This window comes from Rhizobium ruizarguesonis (assembly GCF_012349115.1).
GTDB lineage: Bacteria > Pseudomonadota > Alphaproteobacteria > Rhizobiales > Rhizobiaceae > Rhizobium > Rhizobium ruizarguesonis.
The window spans coordinates 63,875-83,770 of record NZ_PQIG01000057.1 but is presented as its reverse complement, the minus strand read 5'-3'; the positions used below and the strand labels follow the sequence as shown (position 1 = coordinate 83,770).

Sequence of the window (19,896 nt, the reverse complement as noted above, 5' to 3'; positions counted from 1 at the left end):
TGAAATTGACCCCTGATCGTGGTTCGACGCAATGATTTTACGCTCGCAAGGCATGATCGTTTCCGCTCTTCTCGTCGCCGTCGCGCTGACCGGCTGCACGACGACGAAGAGCGCCGCCTCGCGCGGCATTTTTTCGAGCAAGCCCTCGGCATCGGCCGCCTTCATCACCGCGCTGCAGGGCGGCATCGTCGGCCGCAGCGGCGTGAGCTTGACCGACAGTGACAAGCAGCGGGCGCTCGAGGCGGAATATCGGGCGCTGGAAGGGGCCGCCGTCGGCCAGCCGGTGCTGTGGACCGGCAAGGACGTCACCGGCAAGGTGGTCGCGGCTGCGCCCTATCAGGTCGGTTCGCAGAACTGCCGGCAGTATACCCATACGCTGACCGTCGACGGCAAGGACACGGTGGCGCGGGGCGCTGCCTGCCGCAACGACGACGGTAGCTGGTCACCGCTCTGAATTGCGGCTTATAGAGCGCCGCGCGTCCGACAGGACGAGCTAAGGACGCTCTATCACTTTAAACCAGCACATAGGGATTATGTGCTAGCCTCAAATCTTCGTCATTCCGGCTTTGGCAGTTGGAATGAAGGCGCGCTTCACGTATTTGGGCGACATGCTGTTCTGGATTCTCGTTGCCGCTTTGACGGCAGCCCTCGCCGTTATCCTGCTCTACCCCCTTCTGCGCGGAGCGAAGGCGGCGGATAATATCCGTGCGGGCGAGACGGCGGTCTATCGCGACCAGTTGCGCGAACTCGACCGCGATCTCGATGGCGGGCTGATCACCCCGGAGGAGGCTGATTATGCCAGGGCGGAAATCGGTCGGCGGCTGATCGCCGTGTCTGCTGACGAGCCGGCTGAGACACCGAAACCCGCGCGGCATCACCGTTTCACCGAGGCCTTCGTCCTCCTGCTCTTGCCGGTTCTCGGCCTCTGTCTTTATTTGACGACGGGCAGGCCGGACCTGCCCTCGCAGCCGCTCGAAGCGCGGCTGGAAAACCCTGGCAACGACGTGGCGGTGCTGATCACCAAGGCGGAACGGCACCTGGCTGAGAAACCTGATGACGGCAAGGGCTGGGACGTGCTGGCGCCGATCTATTTCCGCACGATGCGCGTCAACGACGCGCAAGTGGCCTACCGCAACGCCATCCGGCTTCTCGGCCCGAGCCCGGTCCGGCTCGATGGCCTTGCCGAGACGCTGATGGCGGTCTCCGATGGGGTGGTGACGGAGGAGGCGCGCCAGGTGCTGGAACAATCGCTGATGCTGGAGCCTGACAATCCGCGCGCCCGCTTCTATATCGCCCTTAGCATGGAGCAGGCGGGACGGCCCGATGAGGCGCGCCAGGCCTTCGAGGCGCTGGCGAAACAATCGCCCGCCGATGCGCCCTGGCTGCCGCTGGTCAACCAGCATATCGCCATGAACGGCGGCGCGCCGGCAGGCGCCGGTTCGGCTGCCCCGGGCGCCGGTTCGGCTGCCCCGGGCACCAATCCAAGTGCCCCAGGCAATCCCACGCAGCAGGATGTGGCGGCGGCCGAGACCATGAACGCCGGCGACCGGCAGCAGATGATCCGCGGCATGGTCGAAAGCCTCGATGCCAAGCTCAGCGAGGATCCGAACAATTTCGAGGGATGGATGCGGCTCGTCCGCTCTTACGCCGTATTGAACGATAAGGATCGCGCCGCCGGCGCCCTGAAGCGCGGGCTTGCGGCCTTTCCGCCGCCCGGCGAACAGGGCAGGCAATTGCTGGCGCTTGCCAGGGAACTCGGCATAGCCACGGAGGGAGCGACGCAATGACGCGCAAGCAGAAGCGCCTCGCGGTGATTGCGGGCGGGATGGGATTCATCCTCGCCGCCGTGCTGCTGGTGATGTTCGCCTTCAGCCAGTCGGTCGCCTATTTCTACATGCCGGCGGATCTGGCCAAGACGCCGGTGGCGCCGGAAACCCGCATCCGTCTTGGCGGCCTGGTCGGGGAAGGCAGCGTCGTGCGCGGCACCGGCTCGACGGTGGAATTTGCCGTTACAGACGGCAGCACCAATGCCGTGAAGGTCAAATATACCGGCATCCTTCCCGATCTCTTCCGCGAGGGCCAGGGCGTCGTCACCGAAGGCATGTTCACTGCCGGAACGAACGTCTTCGTCGCCGACACCGTGCTTGCCAAGCATGACGAGACCTATATGCCGAAGGACGTGGCCGACAGGCTCAAAGCCCAGGGGCTGTGGAAGGAAGGCCAAGGCCAGGAAGCTCAGGGCCAGGAAAACTCTGGGAAACAAGCTCAGGGGAAACAAGTTCAGGGGCAGGAAGTGAAGGCGACGCCATGATCATCGAGATCGGCCACTACGCGCTGGTGCTGGCGCTGGCCACGGCGCTCATCCTCTCCATCGTGCCGGTGATCGGAGCCCGTCGTCACGACCGGGCGATGATGGATGTGGCGACGGTTGGCTCGCTGGCGATGTTTGCGCTTGTCACCTTCTCCTTCGCCGTGCTGACCTATGCCCATGTCGTCTCGGATTTCTCTGTCAAAAACGTCTGGGAGAATTCGCATTCGCTGGTGCCGCTGCTCTACAAATACTCCGGCGTCTGGGGCAATCACGAGGGATCGATGATGCTCTGGCTGTTGATCCTGACGCTGTTCAGCGCGCTGGTCGCCGTCTTCGGCCGCAATCTGCCGGAGACGCTGAAGGCCAACGTATTGGCCGTGCAGGCCTGGATTTCGGTCGCCTTCACGCTGTTCATTCTGTTGACCTCCAATCCCTTCCTGCGGCTTGACCCGGCGCCGGCCGAGGGCCGCGATCTCAACCCGGTGCTTCAGGATGTTGGTCTGGCGATCCACCCGCCGCTGCTCTATCTCGGTTATGTCGGCTTCTCCGTCTGCTTCTCCTTTGCCGTTGCTGCTCTGCTAGAAGGACGCATCGACGCCGCCTGGGCGCGCTGGGTGCGGCCCTGGACGCTGGCCGCCTGGACCTTTCTGACGCTTGGCATCGCCATGGGCTCCTACTGGGCCTATTACGAGCTCGGCTGGGGCGGCTGGTGGTTCTGGGACCCGGTGGAAAACGCCTCCTTCATGCCATGGCTCGCCGGCACCGCCCTGCTGCATTCGGCGCTTGTCATGGAAAAGCGCGAGGCGCTGAAGATCTGGACGGTGCTGCTGGCCATCCTCACCTTCTCGCTGTCGCTGATGGGCACCTTCCTGGTGCGCTCCGGCGTGCTGACCTCGGTGCATGCCTTTGCCAGCGACCCCTCCCGCGGCGTCTTCATTCTCTGCATCCTGCTGATCTTCATCGGCGGGGCGCTGTCGCTGTTTGCCTTCCGCGCGCCGAAGCTCGCCGCCGGCGGGCTGTTTGCGCCGATCTCGCGCGAGGGCGCGCTCGTCGTCAACAATCTGATCCTGACGGTCGCCTGCGGCACGGTGCTCACCGGCACGCTCTATCCGCTGCTGCTGGAAACGCTGACCGGCGACAAGATCTCCGTCGGACCGCCTTTCTTCAACCTGACCTTCGGCCTGCTGATGGCGCCGCTGATCGTCATCGTGCCGTTCGGGCCGATGCTGGCCTGGAAGCGCGGCGATCTGCTCGGCGCGCTGCAGCGGCTCTATGTCGTCGCAGGCCTCGCCTTCCTTGCCGCAGTGGTCTTCTTCTACATCGAACATGGCGGGCCGGTGCTTGCCGTCCTCGGCCTGGCTGCCGGGCTGTTCCTGGTCCTCGGTGCGGTCGCCGATCTCTGGTATCGCGCCGGCATCGGCAAGGTCGCGGGCAGCCTTGCCTGGCGCCGGCTTTCCGGCCTGCCGCGTTCGGCCTTCGGCACGGCGCTTGCCCATGCCGGGCTCGGCGTCACCGTGCTCGGCATCGTCGCGGTGACGACCTTCCAGAGCGAACACGTCATCGAGATGAAGCCCGGCGAGGTGACCGAGGCTGGCGGTTACAGCCTGCATTTCGACGGCATGCAGCCGGGGACCGGGCCGAACTATACCGAGGAGCGCGGCCACTTCACCATCCGTCGTGCCGGTGTCGCGGTTGCCGATACCTGGTCGGCCAAGCGGCTCTATACCGCCCGGCAGATGCCGACGACGGAGGCGGGCATCCTGACCTTCGGGCTCAGCCAGCTTTACGTATCGCTCGGTGACGCCACCAAGGATGGCGGCATCGTCGTGCGCATCTGGTGGAAGCCGTTCATTCTCTGCATCTGGGGTGGAGCGGTGATCATGGCCTTTGGCGGCCTTGTCTCGCTCAGCGACCGGCGCCTGCGTGTCGGCGCCCCGCGCCGCAAGGCGAAGCCGGCAAAGCCGGCAGCTCCTGCAATGGAGCCGGCCGAATGATGCGCCGTCTCCTCCTGGCTGTCGCTTTGCTGCTGATGGCCGCCCCCGCCTTTGCCGTCAATCCGGACGAGGTGCTGGCCGATCCGGCGCTCGAAGCGCGCGCCCGCGCCCTTTCGGCGGAACTGCGCTGCATGGTCTGCCAGAACCAGTCGATCGACGATTCCAACGCCGACCTGGCCAAGGACCTGCGCCTGCTGGTGCGCGAGCGCATCACCGACGGCGACAGCGACGAAGCGGTGCTGACCTATATCGTCTCGCGCTACGGCGAGTTCGTGCTTTTGAAGCCGCGTGTCAGCATGAAGACGGGGCTGCTCTGGGGCGCACCGCTGCTGCTGGTCCTCGCCGGCGGGCTGTCACTGCTGGTCTTTGCCCGCAACAGGGTCGGCAAGCCGACCGGAAGCAAGCTGACGGCCGACGAGCAGGCGAAGCTGAGCGAGCTTTTGAAAAAGTAGGCGGCCCGCCGGCGGCAACGCTATAAAAGGACGCCGACTTGAGGCTAAGTTTTCAGAAGCGATAGCAATTCATTGGTCGCAACAATGAGTTCCTGAAGTTGTCCGGCGGATGGCCGCAGATCTACGTTGCCGTGGATGAGCTGGCGTGAACGGCTCGATCACGCTCCATTCGCGATCTGCCATATCGCTTGCGTAGCGCATGCCGCTTCTATCATGTTGACGCCGGGTAGAGGGTGTCCAGACCATTCGACCTCTCCGTATTTGTCGCAATACAGGAACTTCCAGACATTCATGTTATTGCATTCGATGACGAATACGACATGAGGCGCCCTATGGCTGGAAATCAGATCAATGACCTATGCTGCTCTCAAAATCCCCAAGTTCCTTAGTGTGTTGACGGTGTTGGCAGCAGGGCTGCTCTCTGGCTGCGCCAGAATGCCACCGGTATTTTCGGACGATGGCGCGACAATTTTATTCAAGGGTGAAAAGTTTAAGTACCGGGCTCCCGGTCAAGCCGAAGTGTCTTGCGAATTTGACGATCAGCGAAAAGTGGCAGTTTGTGACAATGGCCTAACCTCTGAGTTGATAGTGGCTGGGCTTCCCTTCCATGGCGTCGTCTTAGTTGAATTCGATGGGCGGCGGTTTAGGCCCGCAGAACATCCCTAAACGATTGCGCGGTTCAAAAGCTGATCGCCGCTATTAAGCCACTCCTCAGGACCAGCCGCCGTTCTTGGACGGACACTTACACCATGCAAAATATGCTGATCGCTCGTCTCGCGTTTAGCGGCGAGGGCTTCACCCAAGAGGTCAAGCCTTGCGGCACAAACCATATGCGTTTGGCCCTTTGCCAAACATTACCAACTTTTCATTGGCCGGACAGTTCGCAGTAAGGTGCGGCGTCCTATATCCTTAGTCATCGACTGATCCGGCGTCGCCGGTCTGAAGATCTAAGAACAAGAGAAGGTGCTCCAATGCTCAAGAATTTCAACGGACGTCCGTCCCTCGCCACCGTGCTCAAGGCTTCTACCGTTGCCGGTATCGCAGCCGCTGTGCTCGCAACCGGCGTTCCGCTCGAAATCACCCGGTCTTATGCCGAAGCTGTCAAGGTTCAGGCGCCTGCCGTTCCGAGCTTCGCCAATGTCGTCGACGCCGTTTCGCCGGCCGTCGTTTCCGTCCGGGTCGAAAACCGCGTCAATCCCGTCTCCGACAACAATGACGGCTTCTCCTTCGATTTCAACGGCCGCGGCTTCGACGACCTTCCCGACGATCATCCGCTGAAGCGGTTCTTCAAGCAGTTCGGCCAGGATCCGAATGACCAGCAGGGCCATCCCAAGCGCTTCGGCCAGAACGGACCGAATGGTGGTCCGAATGGTCCGGGCGGCAAGGGTCGCCTCCGCCCCGTTGCCCAGGGCTCTGGCTTCTTCATCTCCGAGGATGGCTATATCGTCACCAACAACCACGTCGTTTCCGATGGCCAGGCCTTCGTCGCCGTCATGAATGACGGTACCGAGCTCGATGCCAAGCTGATCGGCAAGGATCCGCGCACCGACCTCGCCGTGCTGAAGGTCGACGGCAAGGGCAAGAAGTTCACCTACGTCAACTGGGCCGACGACAACAATGTCCGCGTCGGCGACTGGGTCGTTGCCGTCGGCAATCCCTTCGGTCTCGGCGGCACGGTCACGGCCGGCATCGTCTCGGCTCGCGGCCGCGATATCGGCTCCGGTCCTTATGACGATTACCTGCAGGTGGATGCCGCCGTGAACCGCGGCAACTCCGGCGGTCCGACCTTCAACCTCAGCGGCGAAGTCGTCGGCATCAACACCGCGATCTTCTCGCCGTCGGGCGGCAGCGTCGGCATCGCCTTCGCCATTCCCGCCTCGACCGCCAAGGACGTCGTCGCCGATCTGATGAAGGATGGCCAGGTCTCGCGCGGCTGGCTGGGTGTCCAGATTCAGCCGGTAACCAAGGACATCGCCGAATCCATCGGCCTTTCCGAGCCGAGCGGCGCTCTGGTCGTTGCCCCGCAGGCCGGATCGCCGGGTGACAAGGCCGGCATGAAGGCCGGCGACGTCGTCACCGCGCTGAATGGTGAGACGATCAAGGATGCCCGTGATCTCAGCCGCCGCATCGGCGCGATGCAGCCGGGCAGCAAGGTCGAGCTTTCGGTCTGGCGCGCCGGCAAGGCCCAGCCTCTCACCGTTGAACTCGGCACGCTGCCGATCGACCAGAAGGATGCGTCTGCCGATGACAACAGCCAGCCGCAGCAGCCTGAGGCACCGGCTTCCGAGAAGGCGCTTGCCGATCTCGGCCTGACGGTCGGCCCTTCCGATGACGGCAAGGGCCTGGCGATCACCGGCATCGACCCGGACTCCGACGCTGCCGACAAGGGCATCAAGGAAGGCGAGAAGATCACTTCGGTGAACAACCAGGAGGTCTCCAGCCCCGACGAGGTCGTCAGGGTGCTGAACCAGGCCAAGAAGGACGGCCGCACCCGCGCGCTCTTCCAGATCCAGTCCAATGAAGGAAGCCGTTTCGTAGCGCTTCCGATCAACGGCCAGGGCTGATCCCTAAGACAACTTGGAGCCGTGCGGACGAAAGTCCGCGCGGCTCGATTCTTCTGACCTTTGAAGGATGATCGCGATGAGCGCCGCCCCGCAGGAAGATGCTTTGAGCCTTGCCGAAACGCAGCTGGTGGGTAATGTCGGCCGCATGAAGATTCTCATCATCGAAGATGATCTCGAAGCCGCGGTCTACCTCACGAAAGCCTTTCGCGAGGCGGGCATCGTCGCCGATCACGCCAGCGACGGCGAGAGCGGCCTGTTCATGGGGTCGGAAAATACCTACGACGTCATCGTCATCGACCGCATGCTGCCGCGCCGCGACGGGCTTTCCGTCATCAGCGAGTTGCGCCGCAAGGCCATCCATACGCCGGTCCTCATCCTCTCCGCGCTCGGCCAGGTCGATGACCGCGTGACCGGTCTTCGTGCCGGCGGCGACGACTACCTGCCGAAGCCCTATGCCTTCAGCGAGTTGCTGGCGCGCGTCGAGGTGCTCGGCCGCCGCAAGGGCACGCCGGATCAGGACGTCGTCTATCGCGTCGGCGATCTCGAACTCGACCGGCTCTCCCACGAGGTGCGCCGCGGCGGCAAGGAGATCCTGCTGCAGCCGCGCGAATTCCGCCTGCTCGAATATCTGATGAAGAATGCCGGCCAGGTGGTGACCCGCACCATGCTGCTCGAAAACGTCTGGGACTATCACTTCGACCCGCAGACCAACGTCATCGACGTTCATGTCTCGCGCCTGCGTTCGAAGATCGAAAAGGACTACAGCCAGCCGCTCCTGAAGACCATTCGCGGCGCGGGGTATATGATCAAGGATGAGGGATGAGCCGTTTCAAGGTTCTCTTCAAGTCCACTGCAGTCCGCCTTTCGGCACTCTACATCCTGCTTTTCGCCATCTGCGCCGCGACGCTCGTCTTCTATGTGACGGCGATGTCGGAGCGGCTGCTGACGGGCCAGATCCGCGACGCCGTCAGGCAGGAGGTGGAGCAGGTGCAGCGCGCCTACGACACCGGCGGCATGAACCTTCTGCTGCGCACGATGGAGCGGCGTGCCCGACAGCCGGGTGCCAACCTCTACATCATCGCCGGCCCCTCGGGCGATATTCTCGCCGGCAACGTCGCCTCGGTGCAGCCGGGTGTCTTCGAGGAGATCGGCTGGACTTCCGCGCCCTTCGGCTACCAGCGTTATACCGACAGCGGCGTCGAGCGCCGCCATAGGGCGATCGCCAATATCTTCGTGCTCGACAATGGCCTCAGAATCCTGATCGGCCGCGACCTCGGCGACCCCGAGCGTTTCCGTCTGCTGGTGCGCCAGGCGCTGATGGTGGCCCTGGCGATCATGGGGCTTGGCGCGATCATCATCTGGTTCGCCATCGGCCGCAACGCGCTGAAACGCATCGACCGCATGTCGGATGCCAGCAAGAAGATCATGGCCGGCGATCTGTCGCAGCGCCTGCCGGTGGGCGGATCGGGCGATGAATTCGACCGCTTGTCGATGTCTTTGAATACCATGCTGGAGCGCATCGAGAAGCTGAACGAGGGCCTGCGGCAGGTCTCCGACAACATCGCCCATGATCTCAAGACGCCGCTGACGCGGCTGCGCAACAAGGCGGCCGATGCGCTCGATATCGCCGACGGCGAGACGCGGCGCACCGCGCTCGAAGGCATCATTTCCGAATCGGATCAGCTGATCCGCACCTTCAACGCGCTGTTGATGATCTCCCGCGTCGAGGCCGGATCGGTCGCGGCTGAAATGTCGCCAGTCGAGCTTTCGGCCATCGTCTCCGATAGCGCCGAGCTTTACGAACCGGCGGCGGAGGAGGCCGGGCTCGGCCTGAGCTCCAGCATCGAACCGGATGTCGAGGTGCAGGGCAATCGCGAGCTGATCGGCCAGGCGATCTTCAACCTGCTCGACAATGCCATCAAATATTCCGCCGATACCGAAGGCGCGGGCAAAGTGTCGCTGAAACTCGCCCGCCGCCCGGACGGCATCTGCCTTTCCGTGGCCGACTACGGACCGGGCGTTCCGGCCGACCGGCGAGACGACGTGGTGAAGCGCTTCGTCCGCCTCGATGAAAGCCGGTCGAAGCCCGGGACGGGGCTCGGGCTTTCGCTGGTGGAAGCGGTGATGGAGCTGCACAATGGCCGGTTGGAACTCTCCGATACCGATCCTGATAAGCCGGAACAGCGCGGATTGACCGTCAGCATGATCTTCCCGGCCAAGGCTGCCTGATGGTTCGATGCCGATGATCGGCTGAATCGCGTATTGGCGGTTTTCCGCCGAGACCCTAGTTTAATGCCGGTTGAAGGAGGCGTTCCCGCGATTCTGCGGGACCGCTCCTGAGGCGCGAAAGCAGGGAGAGCGTATGCTGACGAAATCGACGCATGGCCTGAAGGATGTCGCCGAAGGGCTGCTGCGTCCGCTGAACCAGACGGAGTTGAAGCTGGCGCTGGCCGACCTTCAGGAGGCCGGCAGGAGTGAGCCGTCGGTGGCTGCGATGCTGAAGACGGAAGGCCCGCTTCGCGATTTCATTGCCGCCGTGCTGACACTGTCGCCTTATCTGCGCGAAATTGTCAATCTCGATCCCGCCATCCTCGCCGGCGCCATCACCGAACCGCTGGAGCCGCAGATCGAGGCGCTGGTCGCCGAGGCGCGGCGCTGCTGGCAACGGGACGGCGAGGGGGCGGCGCCTTCGGAATCCGTGGTGATGAGCAGGCTGCGCATCATCAAGCGCAAGGTGGCATTCCTCGTCGCACTTGCCGATCTTGCGCGCATCTTCGACGGCCGGGCGACGACAGCCTGGCTGAGCGAGCTTGCCGAAGCTTCGGTTGCCGCCGCGATCGACCATCTGCTGCTGGCGGCGCATGAGGGTGGAAAGCTGCGGCTGCGGGATCTGGCAGCACCGAGTGACGGCTCCGGGCTGATCGTGCTCGGCATGGGCAAACTCGGCGCATCCGAACTCAACTACTCCTCCGATATCGACCTCGTCGTCGTCTTCGACGAACAGGCTGGCATCGTGCCTGACCCCGATGACGCGATCGAGATCTTCCCGAGGATGATGCGCCGGCTGGTGCGCATCCTGCAGGAGCGCACAGCCGACGGCTACGTCTTCCGCACCGATCTCAGATTGCGCCCCGATCCCGGTTCGACGCCGCTGGCGATCCCGGTCGATGCGGCGATGATCTATTACGAGGGCAGGGGCCAGAACTGGGAGCGGGCGGCCTTCATCAAGGCGCGCGCCGTTGCCGGCGACCTTACGGCGGGCGGCGATTTCCTGCGCGGCCTTGCCCCTTTCGTCTTCCGCAAATATCTCGATTACGCGGCGATTGCCGATATCCATTCGATCAAGCGGCAGATCCATGCGCATAAGGGCCACGGCGCCATCGCGGTCAAGGGTCATAACGTCAAGCTCGGCCGCGGCGGTATTCGCGAGATCGAATTCTTCGTCCAGACCCAGCAGCTGATCGCCGGCGGCCGCATGCCGGCCTTGCGCGGCCGGGCGACGGAGGAAACGCTCGGAGAACTCACCAAGGCGAAATGGATCGACGCGGAAACCCGCGACGAACTGACGGAGGCCTACTGGTTCCTGCGCGATGTCGAGCATCGCATCCAGATGGTGCGCGACGAGCAGACCCACCTGCTGCCGGAGACGGATGCCGACCTGAAGCGCATCGCCTTCATGATGGGATTTTCCGACACGCCGAGCTTCTCTGAACGGCTGGTCGGCGTGCTGAAGACGGTCGAGCGGCGTTATGCTCACCTCTTCGAACAGGAGAGCAGGCTTTCCACCGACACCGGCAACCTCGTCTTTACCGGCCAGGGCGATGACCCGGACACGCTGGAGACGCTGAAGAAACTCGGTTTTACCAGGCCGTCCGACATTTCCCGCATCATCCGCACCTGGCACTATGGCCGCTACCGCGCAACGCAATCGGTTGAAGCGCGTGAAAGGCTGACGGAGCTGGCGCCGGAACTCCTGCGGGTCTTCGGCGAAAGCAAGCGCGCCGACGAGGCGCTGCTGCGCTTCGACAGCTTCATCTCCGGCCTTCCCTCCGGCATCCAGCTCTTCTCGCTGCTCGGCAGCAACCCGGCGCTGCTGTCGCTGATCGTCAACATCATGTCCTCAGCACCCCGGCTTGCCGAGGTGATTGCCGCCAAGCCGCATGTCTTCGACGGCATGCTCGATCCCGGCCTGATGGCCGAGCTGCCGACGCGCGATTATCTCGGCGAGCGGCTGAAGGGCTCGCTTGCCCAGGCCCGCCACTATGAAGAGGTGCTCGACCGGCTGCGCATCTTCGCCGCCGAGCAGCGCTTCCTGATCGGCATCCGCCTGCTCACCGGTGCGATCAACGGCGTGATGGCCGCACGCGCCTTCACGCATCTCGCCGACCTCGTCATTGCGGCGGCACTCGATGCCGTGGTGAGCGAGATGCGGGCAGCACACGGCGATTATCCCGGCGGGCGCATCGCGGTCGCCGGCATGGGCAAGCTCGGCAGTTTCGAGCTGACGGCCGGTTCCGACATCGATCTGATCCTGCTCTATGATTATGACGACGCGGCCTCCGAATCCGATGGGCCGAAGCCGCTCGACGCGACGCGTTACTTCACCCGCATCACCCAGAGGCTGATGGCCGCCTTGTCGGCGCCGACCGCCGAAGGTGTGCTCTATGAGGTCGACATGCGGCTGCGCCCATCCGGCAACAAGGGGCCGGTCGCCACCCGCATCAACGCCTTCGGCAAGTACCAGCGCGAAGAAGCATGGACCTGGGAGCATATGGCGCTCAGCCGCGCGCGGCTGATCTGCGGCAATGAGAGCTTGATCGCCGAGGCGGAACTGATCGTCCGGGAGGTGCTGTCGGCCGATCGCGATATTGCCAAGGTGGCGCATGACGTCGCCGAAATGCGCGAACTGATCGACAAGGAAAAACCGCCATCCGGCCCGTGGGACCTGAAGCTGATCCCCGGCGGCGTCATCGATCTCGAATTCATCGCCCAGTACCTGGCGCTGATCGCGCCGACCAGGGGCGTCGGCATTGCCGTCAATGGGATGAGCACCGGCGAAGCCCTGAAGGTGCTGGGCGACCGGCTGATGGCAACCGTCGATCTCGACATATGCCTCGAGGCCTTCACGCTTTATACCGGCCTTTCGCAACTGATCCGCCTCTCCATCGACGGCCTGTTCGATCCGAAGGACGCACCGGCGGGCCTCGTCGAACTCGTCTGCCGCGCCGGCGACTGCCCTGACATCAAGACGCTGGAAGGGGAGGTAAAGCGGCTTTCGAAAGCGGTTCGGAAAATATTCCTGAATGTCGTGAAAGCCTGATCTCACATCAGATGGAACGACCGCGAGGATTATCGCGAGCATCGCCTGTCGGAATCTCGTTTAGCCAATCGTCTTCAGGACAGGCAAGCGATGGAGAACACCAATGACAATTACCATTACCGCTTTTGAACGGTCGCCCGATCGCGGCAGGGGTCTGGCGCGCGACATGCGCGTTCGCTGGGCGCTCGAAGAGGTTGGCCAGCCTTACGACGTTCGTCTTGTTTCGTTCAAAGAGATGAAGGAACCGGCGCATCTGGCGCTGCAGCCTTTCGGGCAGATCCCGACCTATGAAGAAGGCGAGCTCGCTTTGTTCGAGTCCGGGGCCATCGTCTTCCATATCGGCGAGCGCCATGCAGGCCTGCTGCCGGACGATGCGAATGCCCGGGCGCGCGCGCTCACATGGATGTTTGCCGCGCTCAACACGATGGAACCACCGATCTTCGACCGTGCTCTCGTCATGATCCTCGAGCGCGACAAGCCTTGGTACGACCAGCGCCTTTCTGCCCTCGAGGGCAGCATCCGGAAACGGTTGAGCGACCTCTCCCGTCGCCTTGGCGACGCCGACTGGCTCGACGGTGCGTTCAGCGCCGGTGACCTGCTAATGGTGTCGGTGCTGCTCAGGTTGAAAGGATCTGCTATCCTGGAGGAATATTCGAACCTCTCCGCCTATGTCGCCCGCGGCGAAGCGCGGCCCGCCTACAAGCGTGCTTTCGCCGCTCAATTGGCGGTTTTCACCACCGCGTCGACCGACTGAAAAAAGGTCGACTCTGGTCCTGGCCTAGATATCGTCGGGGATGCGCAGCGAGATCACCGTGCCGACCGCTTCGCGTGAGCGGATCTTCATGCGGCCGCCGTGCAGCGAGGTCAGTGAGCGGGAGATGGCGAGCCCGAGGCCGGAGCCGCCCTTGCTCTTGGCATACTGGCTCTGCACCTGCTCGAAGGGCTGGCCGATCTTCGACAGCGCCGAGCGTGGAATGCCGATGCCGGTGTCGGCAATGGTGACGAAGACGGCGCCGTCGACGCGGCGTGTACGCAACGCAATGCGTCCGCCATTGTCGGTGAACTTCACCGCATTGGAGAGCAGGTTGAGCAGCACCTGTTTCATTGCCCGGCGGTCGGCCATCAGCGTCAGGCCGGAGCAGATGCGCTGTTCGATGACGATGTTCTTTTCAGCTGCGGGCATGGCGGTGAAGCGCAGGCTTTCCTCGATCAGCGGTACGAGGTCGATGCGCTCGCAGTGCAGCCTGACATGGCCCGCCTCGATCTTCGACATGTCGAGGATATCGTTGATGACGTTGAGCAGATGTTTGCCGCTGTCATGGATATCGCGGGCATATTCGTCATATTTCAGCGAGCCGAGCGGGCCGAACATCTGGTTCTGCAGGATCTCCGAGAAGCCGAGGATGGCGTTGAGCGGCGTGCGCAGCTCGTGCGACATGTTGGCGAGGAATTCCGATTTCGCCTTGTTGGCGGCCTCGGCGCGTTCCTTCTCCGCCTGGTAGTTGGCGTTGGCCGTCGACAGCTCGGATTTCTGGGTCTCCAGCGTCTGGCGTGAGGCGGAAAGATCGCCGATTGTCGCCATCAGTCGGCGTTCGGATTCGCGCAGCCGCTCCTGATGACGTTTCATCAACGTGATGTCAGTTCCCACCGAGACCTTGCCGCCGTCGCGGGTGCGTCGCTCGTTGATCTGCAGCCAGCGCTCGTCGGCAAGCTGCACTTCCGTCGTACGCGAATAGCCGGAGCCGTCCGCATCGGAAATCCGCCGCTCGATGACAGGACGGGCGGCCGCCGCATTGACGGTCGAGCGCTCGGTGCCGGGCACGAGTACGCTGTCCGGCAGGCCATAAGCCTGCTGGAAATGCGTGTTGCACATGACGAGCCGATCGTTCTTGTCCCAGAGCACGAAGGCTTCCGAGGTGCATTCGATGGCGTCGGCCAGGCGCTGGTCGGCTTCTGCGTAACGCTGGGCGAGCCGATGCTGTTCGGTCACGTCCATGGCGATGCCGATCAGGTGCATGCGGCCGGAATTGCTGCGGATCACCTGAGCACGCGCCCGCATCCAGACATAGTGGCCGCTGGCATGGCGCATGCGGAAGATCTGATCGACCTGGCCGGAAGCGCCCTTGCCGATGGCGCGCGCGATCTCGTAGAGCCCGCCATCATCGGGATGCATCAGCCGGGCGGCTTCGCCGAAGCCCATCGTCTTGTCCGAACCCGGCAGGCCAAGCATGTCGTACATCGAACGCGACCAGAAGAATTCGCGGTTCTCGAAGTCGAAGTCCCAGAGGCCGCAGCGGCCACGCGACAGCGCCGTCTCGACGCGCAGGTTCGATTCCAGGAAGATGTCGTCGGCATCGCGGGCGCGCTTCACCTGCGTGTAATAGGCATAGAGGATGACGAGCAGGATCGAGGAGATGCCGGCAAACAGCGTGACGTTGAGCGCCAGTTCCTCGCGCCAGAGCCGGCCGATCTCGTCGAGCGAGGTGGCGGCGACGATATAACCGCCGGCATTGCCCATCAGCGTGATCTCGGCATAATGCGGTACGCCGCCGATCGTCGTCTCGATGACGCCGGCGCGATCGCCGAAACGCCGGATCGCCGAAACCTCGGGGAAGAAATCGCCGACATTGGTGCCCACATGCGAAAGACCGGCGGTGGTCGCGGCAAAAACCTTACCGCTTGCCTGCACGAGCAGCACGAAGGCGCCGCTGTCCAGCCGGTCCTGCGGCAGGAATTGGGCGAGGCGGGCCTGCGCGCCTGCGATATCGCCGCGGTCGAAGATGTCGGCCGCATCGGCAAACACCGCAGAGGCGGTCGCCGCCGAAAGGGCCGTGGCATGGCGCGCAGAGGCCTCCAGGCGCCCATATTCGCTCATCATGCCGAAGAAATGCGAGGCGGCGACGACGGAGAGGAATGCGACGATCAGTGCCGGAATGGCCCGCTTCAAGACGAGCTCGGCCTTCGGCAGATAGCGGAGAAGTGGTTCCGATGTCGCATGGCCCGAAAGGCTGTCGCGCCAGGCTTTCAGCCCGTCAAAATCGACACGCAGCCGTCCTCCGGCCACGGTTGCCCGCCGCACGTCCATCATCTCTTCGCCTTGTCCCTCATGTGATTCGCGCGCCGCTCGCTCGAACCTGACCTAGAGAATCATGGGTGATTCGCCTTGTCCAGAGGCAAAGGTAAAAATCCGTTAACTATTTATAATTTCGGGTTTTTCCAGGTGATTCGGGGCGCTGGGCGACCGGCCGCCGAATTTTTCGGGACGGCCGGTCGAATCAAATTACCCTTTAAGCGTGCGCTCGACGATATCGCGCACGTCGGTCGAAAGATCGGCGGCCCGCTCGATCTCGATCAGCGCCGAGCGGGCGCGATCGGCACGTGTCGGTTCGAGCGAGCGCCAGGAGCGCATCGAGGTGAGAATGCGGGCGGCAAGCTGCGGGTTGCGCTCGTCGATATCGAGAATCTGATCGGCGAGGAAGCGGTAGCCTTCGCCGTCGGCGCGGCCGAAGCCGGTCGGATTGGCAAAGGCGAAGGTGCCGACCAGCGCCCGCATCCGGTTCGGATTGGTCCGCTTGAAGAGCGGATCGTTCATCAGGGCGCGGATCCGTTCCAGGGTTTTGGCGCCCGGAATGCCGGCCTGGATCGCGAACCATTTGTCGATGACGAGCGCGTTCTCCGCGAAGCGGTCGCGGAAACTTGCCAGCGCTTCGCTGGTCTCCGCGCTGTCGGGGAAACGATGGGCGAGGATCGTCAGCGCATGGCTGAGATCGGTCATGTTGTTGGCCGCATCGAAGGCGGCCTTGGCGCGGGCCGGCGTCTGCTCGGCATGCGAGAGGTAGGTGAGGGCGGTATTGCGCAGTGCGCGCAGTCCGGCGCTCTTCGCATCCGGGCTGAAATCGCCTGATGTCGTCATCGCTGCGTAGAGGCCGGCAAAGACATCCTTTCCGGCATCGGCGATCTGTTTCAGGATCGCCTGCCGGCCGGCATGGATGGCATCGGGATCGTTGTTACCGCCAAGTTCGCGGGCGATATCGGATTCGCTCGGCAGAGCCAGCGCCTGGGCACGGAAGGCAGGCTCGAGGGCCCCGTCGGCGGCGGCTGCGATCAGCGTCTCGATGAAGGTTGCCTCGCAGACGACAGGCTTGCCCTCGCGGGCGTCGCGTGCCGCTTTCAAGAGGTTCGGCAGCGCCAGATCGGTCAGCGCCTGCCAGCGGGCGAAATGATTGGTCTCATGGCGGGCGAGAAGAGCGAGATCGGCCGGGCTCTGGTCGAAATGCAGGTTGATCGGCGCCGAGAAGCCGCGGTTGATCGAAACGACCGGCCGCGAGGCGATGCCATGGAAGATCGCCGTCTGGGTGCGGCCTGTGAGATGCAGCACCTCGCCGATATATTCCGCGCCGTCGACCGAGGTCGGCTCGATCTTGCCGCCGTTTTCGCCAAACAGCGCGAGGCTGAGCGGAATATGCATCGGCTCCTTGCTCGGCTGGCCGGGCGTTGCCGGGATCATCTGTTCGAGCGACAGGGTGAAGGTGTCGGCCGCCGCATCATAGCTGCCCGATGCGGTGACGAGCGGCGTGCCGGCCTGATGGTACCAGAGCGAGAATTGCGTCAAATCGCGCCCGCTTGCATCCTCGAAGCATTTGACGAAATCCTCGATCGTCACGGCCTGGCCGTCATGGCGGTCGAAATAGAGGTCCATGCCTTTCTTGAAGCCGTCCTTGCCGAGCAGCGTCGCGATCATGCGCGTGACTTCGCTGCCCTTTTCGTAGACGGTCGTCGTGTAGAAATTATTGATCTCGCGATATTTCGTCGGCCGCACCGGATGGGCGAGCGGGCCGCCGTCTTCCGGGAACTGCTCCGATTTCAGGTGGCGCACTTCGGCAATGCGTTTGACGGCGCGCGAGCGCTGGTCGGAAGAGAATTCGTGGTCGCGATAGACCGTCAGGCCTTCCTTGAGGCACAGCTGGAACCAGTCGCGGCAGGTGATGCGGTTGCCGGTCCAGTTGTGGAAATATTCATGCGCGATGATCGCTTCGATATTGGCATAGTCTGCATCGGTCGCGATTTCCGGGTCGGCAAGGACGTATTTGTCATTGAAGACGTTGAGGCCCTTGTTCTCCATCGCGCCCATGTTGAAGTCGGAGACGGCGACGATCATGAAAATATCGAGATCGTATTCGCGCCCGAACCTCTCTTCGTCCCATTTCATCGAGCGTTTCAGCGCGTCCATGGCATAGGCTGCGCGCGGTTCCTTGCCGTGCTCGACATAGATTTTCAGCACCACCTCGCGGCCGGACATGGTCGTGAACGTGTCTTCGACGACGCCGAGATCGCCAGCGACGAGCGCGAAGAGGTAGCTCGGCTTCGGATGCGGGTCGAACCAGGCGGCGAAATGCTTGCCGGGGCCGTAGCCGGCGCCGCCGAGGAAGTTGCCGTTCGACAAAAGCAGTGGGTTGGCGTCCTTGTCGGCGATGATGTTGACCGTGAAGGGCGCAAGCACGTCGGGCCGGTCCGGGAAATAGGTGATGCGGCGGAAGCCCTCCGCCTCGCACTGCGTGCAGTAGATGCCGCCGGTGCGGTAAAGGCCCATCAGCTTGGTATTGGCCTCGGGGTTGATGACGGTGGTGAGCGTCAGCTCGAAGGGGGCGCTCTCCGGCAGGTCGCGCACCGTCAGGCTTTCCGGGGTTGCGTCATAGCGTGAAGGGTCCGGCTCCACCTGGTCTAACAGAAGCCCCGACAGCGTCAGTTCGTCGCCGTCGAGAACGATCGGCGCCGCCGGATCGGCGCCCGGGCGACGATGAAAAATGAGACGCGCCTCGACCTTTGTCTCCGTCGGGTCGAGTTCGAAAGTGAGGTCCACGCGTTCCAGCACGAAGTCGGTGGGACGGTAATCTGCCAGATGAATGACCTGGCCGGTATCTGTTCGCATGGTGTTTCCTGAAGACCGTTATTGGACAACCGCGGAATACAGAGGCGGGCGCACTCTGCCATAAATTTTGCCGGGCATGATTACATTAAAGTCTGAACTAAACTTAAAGCAAATTGCCCGCGAACACCAAGTTCGCGGGCAAAATATCTTATTGGATACGGATGGACGCAGCTGACGGGGGAAGTCCTCTACTTCAGATTGAGTGCGGCCTTGATCGTCGCGTCGTTTTCGGTCTGCTGCACGACGACGCCGTACCAGCCGAGCCCGTCGTAATCCTCGTAGCCGAGAGTGCGCGCGAAGGCGACGATCGAACCGTTATTGTCGTAGTAACTGCCTTTCGCCTGGCCGGACGGATTGGCGAGCGCGAAATGGGAAAACAGCAAGGCGGGATTGGTGGTGGCGATGACCCGGCTCTTGCCGTCGAGCAGCATGACAGTCGTTCTTTCCGCCAGCTGCGGCGGCAGGTTCGCCTCTTTCTCGACGATCGCCTGGCCCTGGTTCTGCCAGTCGAAATAGACGCCGAGCGTGCCGACCAGCCGCCCGTCGAGCTTGCCCTCTTTGCGGATGCCTGTGGCGTAAACGAGCGCATGCCTGTTGTCGTGCAGCGGGCTCGATTTGACGTCGTCGACGATATAAGCGTCGCCGGAGGAGCAGGCCGACGCTGCGCGGAACCACGGATCGCCGGCAAGGCTCGTGCCTACGAGCTTGCGCTGGAACTTGGGATTGGCGGATGCGACCACTTTGCCCGACAGATCGGTCATGACGAGATCGAGATAGACGGTGTAGAAGCGGTTGATGGCGCCGAGACGCTCCGCTGCAAAGGCGGCGGTTTCCCGGCTCGGGTTCTGCAGCGCCTGCCAGAGTGACGGGTCCGTTGCCCACCAGCGCACATCGGCCGTGCGCTCGAAGAGATTGCGGACGATGAGCTGCACCAGCGTCTGTGCCAGATCGGTGAGGCGAACGCCCTCCATCTCTTCGACCAGCGAATCGGCCATGGCGCGGCTGAGGCCGATGCGGCCGAGCACGTTGCACTCGAACCTGCCGGTAATGTCGGTTGCGATCTGCGCCAGCCGCTGCACTTCGTTGGCAACGACGGCAAAGCCCTTTCCGGTCTCGCCGGCTCTGGCTGCCTCGATCAGCGCATTGATCGCCAGCAGCTTGATCTGCTTGACGATATGGGTGTTGTCGGCGCTGAAGCGCTCGAGGTCGGTGCTGATGCCGTCGGTGACGACGCGCATGGACCGCGGTGTCGCATTCTGCGACTGGGCGATGGTTTCGGCGCTAAGCGGCTTCATCAAATGGGATCCTGGGAGGAGCGGGCAATTG

14 protein-coding genes and 1 pseudogene are annotated in these 19,896 nt (G+C 63.1%); 11 read left to right on the top strand and 4 right to left on the bottom strand.

The window, feature by feature from the left end; genetic code table 11:
* Nucleotides 1–31 precede the first annotated feature (31 nt).
* The 5 genes from C3Y91_RS06475 to C3Y91_RS06455 all read left to right on the top strand — a co-directional run bounded on the left by C3Y91_RS06475 (nucleotide 32) and on the right by C3Y91_RS06455 (nucleotide 4,757).
* A complete protein-coding gene (locus tag C3Y91_RS06475) occupies nucleotides 32–454 on the top strand; it encodes an RT0821/Lpp0805 family surface protein (RefSeq protein ID WP_130655039.1) in 423 nt (140 codons plus the stop codon).
* A gap of 154 nt (nucleotides 455–608) precedes the next feature.
* Nucleotides 609–1,787, top strand: a complete 1,179-nt coding sequence (gene ccmI / locus C3Y91_RS06470) for a c-type cytochrome biogenesis protein CcmI (protein ID WP_422921328.1) — start codon at nucleotides 609–611, stop codon at nucleotides 1,785–1,787.
* Nucleotides 1,784–2,311, top strand: a complete 528-nt coding sequence (gene ccmE / locus C3Y91_RS06465; protein WP_130661272.1) for a cytochrome c maturation protein CcmE — start codon at nucleotides 1,784–1,786, stop codon at nucleotides 2,309–2,311. Before ccmI ends, ccmE begins: the two co-directional genes overlap by 4 nt.
* Nucleotides 2,308–4,305 carry a heme lyase CcmF/NrfE family subunit gene (locus tag C3Y91_RS06460; protein ID WP_024322861.1) on the top strand — a complete coding sequence of 666 codons (1,998 nt, stop codon included), beginning with the start codon at nucleotides 2,308–2,310 and terminating at the stop codon, nucleotides 4,303–4,305. Before ccmE ends, C3Y91_RS06460 begins: the two co-directional genes overlap by 4 nt.
* Complete coding sequence (locus tag C3Y91_RS06455; RefSeq protein ID WP_018070971.1) at nucleotides 4,302–4,757, top strand: cytochrome c-type biogenesis protein; 456 nt, start codon at nucleotides 4,302–4,304, stop codon at nucleotides 4,755–4,757. Before C3Y91_RS06460 ends, C3Y91_RS06455 begins: the two co-directional genes overlap by 4 nt.
* A 141-nt stretch (nucleotides 4,758–4,898) precedes the next feature.
* Here the strand turns inward: C3Y91_RS06455 and C3Y91_RS37800 are convergent.
* A pseudogene (locus C3Y91_RS37800) lies at nucleotides 4,899–5,003 on the bottom strand (IS5/IS1182 family transposase); the annotation flags it as partial.
* A 105-nt stretch (nucleotides 5,004–5,108) separates the two neighbouring features.
* Between C3Y91_RS37800 and C3Y91_RS06450 the strand changes: the two are divergent.
* The 6 genes from C3Y91_RS06450 to C3Y91_RS06425 all read left to right on the top strand — a co-directional run bounded on the left by C3Y91_RS06450 (nucleotide 5,109) and on the right by C3Y91_RS06425 (nucleotide 13,395).
* Nucleotides 5,109–5,423, top strand: coding sequence for a hypothetical protein (locus C3Y91_RS06450; RefSeq protein WP_024322862.1), 315 nt, complete (start codon nucleotides 5,109–5,111; stop codon nucleotides 5,421–5,423).
* A gap of 305 nt (nucleotides 5,424–5,728) precedes the next feature.
* The gene (locus C3Y91_RS06445; protein ID WP_018482544.1) at nucleotides 5,729–7,321 is read left to right on the top strand and encodes a Do family serine endopeptidase; all 1,593 of its coding nucleotides are present in this window, start codon (nucleotides 5,729–5,731) and stop codon (nucleotides 7,319–7,321) included.
* Between the two features lie 67 nt (nucleotides 7,322–7,388).
* Nucleotides 7,389–8,144, top strand: a complete 756-nt coding sequence (locus C3Y91_RS06440) for a response regulator transcription factor (protein WP_018482543.1) — start codon at nucleotides 7,389–7,391, stop codon at nucleotides 8,142–8,144.
* Nucleotides 8,141–9,550: a sensor histidine kinase gene (locus tag C3Y91_RS06435; protein WP_018070975.1), complete on the top strand. Its 1,410-nt coding sequence runs from the start codon at nucleotides 8,141–8,143 to the stop codon at nucleotides 9,548–9,550. The genes C3Y91_RS06440 and C3Y91_RS06435 overlap by 4 nt, the downstream gene beginning before the upstream one ends.
* A 133-nt stretch (nucleotides 9,551–9,683) precedes the next feature.
* Complete coding sequence (locus C3Y91_RS06430) at nucleotides 9,684–12,641, top strand: bifunctional [glutamine synthetase] adenylyltransferase/[glutamine synthetase]-adenylyl-L-tyrosine phosphorylase (RefSeq protein ID WP_130691164.1); 2,958 nt, start codon at nucleotides 9,684–9,686, stop codon at nucleotides 12,639–12,641.
* 103 nt (nucleotides 12,642–12,744) lie between these two features.
* Nucleotides 12,745–13,395: a glutathione S-transferase family protein gene (locus tag C3Y91_RS06425; RefSeq protein WP_024322864.1), complete on the top strand. Its 651-nt coding sequence runs from the start codon at nucleotides 12,745–12,747 to the stop codon at nucleotides 13,393–13,395.
* A gap of 24 nt (nucleotides 13,396–13,419) precedes the next feature.
* Here C3Y91_RS06425 and C3Y91_RS06420 read toward each other — a convergent pair whose 3' ends face one another.
* The 3 genes from C3Y91_RS06420 to C3Y91_RS38380 form a co-directional block, all read right to left on the bottom strand.
* Complete coding sequence (locus C3Y91_RS06420) at nucleotides 13,420–15,729, bottom strand: PAS domain-containing sensor histidine kinase (protein ID WP_130664350.1); 2,310 nt, start codon at nucleotides 15,727–15,729, stop codon at nucleotides 13,420–13,422.
* A 192-nt stretch (nucleotides 15,730–15,921) separates the two neighbouring features.
* Nucleotides 15,922–18,570 (bottom strand): aminopeptidase N, encoded by a 2,649-nt coding sequence (gene pepN / locus C3Y91_RS06415; protein WP_130800670.1) that lies wholly within the window; start codon nucleotides 18,568–18,570, stop codon nucleotides 15,922–15,924.
* Nucleotides 18,571–18,758: 188 nt separating this feature from the next.
* A complete protein-coding gene (locus C3Y91_RS38380) occupies nucleotides 18,759–19,865 on the bottom strand; it encodes a methyl-accepting chemotaxis protein (RefSeq protein ID WP_029768234.1) in 1,107 nt (368 codons plus the stop codon).
* Nucleotides 19,866–19,896: the final 31 nt, after the last annotated feature.